We start from the raw sequence: 3,947 nt of genomic DNA, 5'->3' as shown, positions 1-3,947 counted from the left end.
TCTTGTTTGTCTCGGGCCAGGTGGGCAGCCGCGAGGACGGCTCGCCCGAGCCCGACCTGAAAGCCCAGGTGCGCCTGGCGTTCAGCAACCTCAACGCCGTGCTGCACGCTGCAGGCTGCACGTTTGATGACGTGGTGGACGTGACGATGTTCGTGGTCAACCCGGAGGCGAACTTCGAGACCGTCTGGGGCGTCGTGCCCGAGTTCTGGGGGGAGGCGTCCTACCCCACGCTCACCGGCATCGGGGTGACCTGGCTGTACGGGTTCCAGTTCGAGATCAAGGTGATCGCGAAGCTGCCTGGCTATAAGGGCTGATGGGCCGGAACATTTGAATCAAACAGGCTTCCAGCGCTTATCGAAAAAGCGCTGGAAGCTATTCAATTCATAGCGTCACAGGTTCGGCGCCAGCAGCCGCTCCAGCACCTTCTCCTCCATGCCCCGGCGCTGGGCCATGTCGTGCAGTTGGTCTTCGCCAATCTTGCCGACGTTGAAGTACACGCTGTCGGGGTGGCCGATGTAGAAGCCGCTCACGCTGGCGGCGGGCATCATGGCCAGGCTTTCGGTGAGCGACATGCCGATCTCGCCAGCCTGCAGCACGCGGAACAGGTCGGTCTTGGCGCTGTGGTCCGGGCAGGCGGGGTAGCCGGGCGCGGGGCGGATGCCCTGGTACTTCTCGGCAATCATGTCGTCGTTACTCAGCGCTTCACCGGCAGCGTAGCCCCACAGGTCGGTGCGCACGCGGTGGTGCAGGGCTTCGGCAAAGGCTTCGGCCAGGCGGTCGGCCAGGCTCTTGAACATGATGGCGGAGTAGTCGTCCAGCGCGTCGATGAAAGCCTTTTCTTTCTTCTCAATGCCCAGGCCCGCCGTCACGGCAAACATACCGGCGTAGTCGGCAATGCCGCTGGACTTAGGGGCCACAAAGTCGGCCAGGCAGCGGCTGGGGCGGGTCACGCCGTCGATGGTGTGTTTCTCGGCCTGCTGGCGCAGGCCGTACCAGGTCATGGCCACTTCGGTGCGGGTGTCGTCGGTATAGAACTCGATGTCGTCATCGTTCACGCTGTTGGCGGGCAGCAGGGCCATCACGCCGCTGGCCGTAAGCCACCGGCCTTCGATGATCTTCTTGAGCATGGCCTGCCCATCGGCAAACACACGCGTGGCTTCCACGCCCACGATCTCGTCGGTGAGGATGGCAGGGTACGGGCCGGCCAGGTCCCAGGTCTGGAAGAACGGGCTCCAGTCGATGTACTTGGCCAGCTCGGCCAGGTCGAAGTTCTTGAACACGCGGCGGCCCAGCGCGCGCGGCACGGTGGGCTGGTAGGCAGCCCAATCAACCGGCGTCTTGTTGGCGCGGATCTTGGCCAGGGGCCACAGGGGCGTGGCCTTTTTGTTGGCGTGCTGGGTGCGGACCTTGTCGTAGTCCGCGTTGAGCTCGTCCACGTAGTTCTGCACGCCGTCGCCCAGCAGGCTTTGCGCCACGCTCACGCTGCGGGACGCATCGGGCACGTAGACCACGGGGCCTTCGTAATGCGGAGCGATCTTGACGGCGGTGTGCACGCGGCTGGTGGTGGCGCCACCGATGAGCAGCGGGATCTTCTTGATGCGGAAGTGGTCGTCCTTCTGCATCTCGCCGGCCACGTACTGCATCTCTTCGAGGCTGGGGGTGATCAGGCCCGACAGGCCCACGATGTCGGCCCCCTCGACCTTGGCGCGCGCCAAAATCTCGTGGCAGGGCACCATCACGCCCATGTTCACCACCTCAAAGTTGTTGCACTGCAGGACCACGGTGACGATGTTCTTGCCGATATCGTGCACGTCACCCTTGACGGTGGCGATGATGATCTTGCCCTTGCTGCGCACATCGCGCCCGGCCAGTTCGTCCTGGCGCTTTTCTTCTTCGATGTAGGGGATCAGGTGGGCCACGGCTTGCTTCATCACGCGCGCACTTTTCACCACCTGGGGCAGGAACATCTTGCCCGCACCGAATAGGTCGCCCACCACGTTCATGCCGTCCATGAGCGGGCCTTCGATCACGTGCAGCGGGCGGCCGCCCTTGGCCAGGATGGCGCGGTAGGCCTCTTCCGTGTCTTCGGTGATGAAGTCGGTGATGCCATGCACCAGCGCGTGCGACAGGCGCTCGCCCACGGTCTTGGGGTGCTCGGGCGTTCCGCGCCATTCGAGCTTCTTGCTCTCGTCCTTGGCGCCGCTCTTGGCGGTTTCGGCGATCTCCACCAGGCGCTCACCCGCGTCGGGGCGGCGGTTGAGCACCACGTCTTCCACACGCTCACGCAGCACGGGCTCCAGGTCGTCGTACACGCCCACCATGCCCGCGTTGACGATGCCCATGTCCATGCCCGCCTGGATGGCGTGGTACAGGAACACCGTGTGGATGGCCTCGCGCACCGGGTCGTTGCCGCGGAAGCTGAACGACACATTCGACACACCGCCCGACACCTTGGCGCCCGGCAGGTTCTGCTTGATCCAACGCACGGCCTCGATGAAGTCGACCGCGTAGTTGTTGTGCTCCTCGATACCGGTGGCCACCGCAAAGATGTTGGGGTCGAAGATGATGTCCTCGGGCGGAAAGCCCACCTCATCGACCAGCACGCGGTAGGCACGTTCGCAGATCTCGATCTTGCGCGCGTAGGTGTCGGCCTGGCCCACTTCGTCAAACGCCATCACCACGGCCGCAGCGCCATAGCGCTTGACCAGCCGCGCCTCGTGCTTGAACTTCTCCACGCCCTCTTTCATGCTGATGGAGTTGACGATGCCCTTGCCCTGGATGCAGCGCAGACCGGCTTCGATCACCTCCCACTTGGAGGAGTCCACCATGATGGGCACGCGGGCGATGTCAGGCTCGGAGGCGATCAGCTGCAGGAAGCGCACCATGGCGGCCTTGCTGTCGAGCATGGCCTCGTCCATGTTGATGTCGATGACCTGGGCGCCGTTCTCTACCTGCTGGCGCGCCACGGCCAGGGCCTCTTCGTACTGGCCATTCAGGATCATGCGCGCAAACGCCTTGGAGCCGGTGACGTTGGTGCGCTCGCCGATGTTGACGAACAGCGTGCCCTCGCCGATGGAGACGGGCTCCAGGCCAGACAGCTTCATGGGGGGCAGGGACGGGGCAGACGCGGACATAGGACTCACCTGTGCAGGGGCAGCAGAAAAACAGGTGAGCGTCGTTGCGGAGGGGCTTGAATAGCTTTTGGGTACCCAAGCCTGACGGCCCCGTCGTGGTGAGAGGCCGCTGCAACGCTCCTTGGGCAGGTGCGGATTTTACCGGGTGATACGAGCTGGCGTTCGCCGCATCAGCGCACAGGCAGGAATTGCAGGAAGGTGCCTCCCACAATGCCCTGCACGTAACTGATCGCAGCACGGCGGTACTTTTCGGTGGTGAAAACGGCCAGCAGGTCCAGCCGCGCGATGATCTTGCCGAACTCGCGCTCAAAGCTCAGGTTGCGGCCCTGGGCGCCGATTTCGTCGGCCAATAGCAGGGGCTGGCCCTGGGCGTTGCGGCGCTGCGCCAGCAGCCACACGGCGGTCTCGACGTTGCGCGCGGCGTTGTAGAGGTGCTGGGCATCCATGCCGTCCAGCAAGAAGAACTCCGTCTTGCCGCCGTGGGCCGTGATGACCATGTCGGCCGTGGCGTGGATGAAGGCCGCCACACGGTCGCCCGCGAACTCGGGCGCCAGCGCCAGCGCCATGGCCGCGATGTCGCGGCGGCCCTGCAGCGGCGCCCAGGGCTGGCGCTGCAGTACGGCGGTGCGCAACTGCTCCAGCGCCTGCTCGCGGTTGGTGGCGGTGCCCTTGCGCCATTCGGCGGGGTTGCGGCGGTAGAGCTTGTCGGCCAGGCGCAGCAGGCCGTCCAGGTTCTCCTGCATGGCCAGGGTGGCCATGCGGTTGGCGTCGGACTGGGCCAGTTCGGCGGCATGGGTGGGCGCCCCCTTCACC

General features: G+C 65.0%; 3 protein-coding genes and 1 riboswitch. Of the genes, 1 reads left to right on the top strand and 2 read right to left on the bottom strand.

Going from position 1 to position 3,947, the window contains the following annotated elements:
* Nucleotides 1–314: RidA family protein (locus DBR23_RS04500; RefSeq protein WP_108497452.1), on the top strand; the 314-nt coding region annotated here is incomplete at its 5' end.
* Between the two features lie 75 nt (nt 315–389).
* Here the strand turns inward: DBR23_RS04500 and metH are convergent.
* Nucleotides 390–3,143, bottom strand: a complete 2,754-nt coding sequence (metH, locus tag DBR23_RS04495; RefSeq protein ID WP_255581526.1) for a methionine synthase — start codon at nt 3,141–3,143, stop codon at nt 390–392.
* Nucleotides 3,144–3,163: 20 nt separating this feature from the next.
* Nucleotides 3,164–3,263, bottom strand: a riboswitch (S-adenosyl-L-homocysteine riboswitch).
* A gap of 41 nt (nt 3,264–3,304) precedes the next feature.
* The coding region (locus DBR23_RS04490; RefSeq protein ID WP_108497450.1) for a hypothetical protein at nt 3,305–3,947 on the bottom strand (643 nt) is incomplete at its 5' end.

This window comes from Acidovorax sp. HMWF018 (assembly GCF_003061035.1).
GTDB classification, from domain to species: Bacteria; Pseudomonadota; Gammaproteobacteria; order Burkholderiales; family Burkholderiaceae_C; genus Acidovorax; species Acidovorax delafieldii.
Note: the sequence above shows the minus strand (reverse complement) of the source record. Positions and strands in the feature narration are given on the sequence as shown.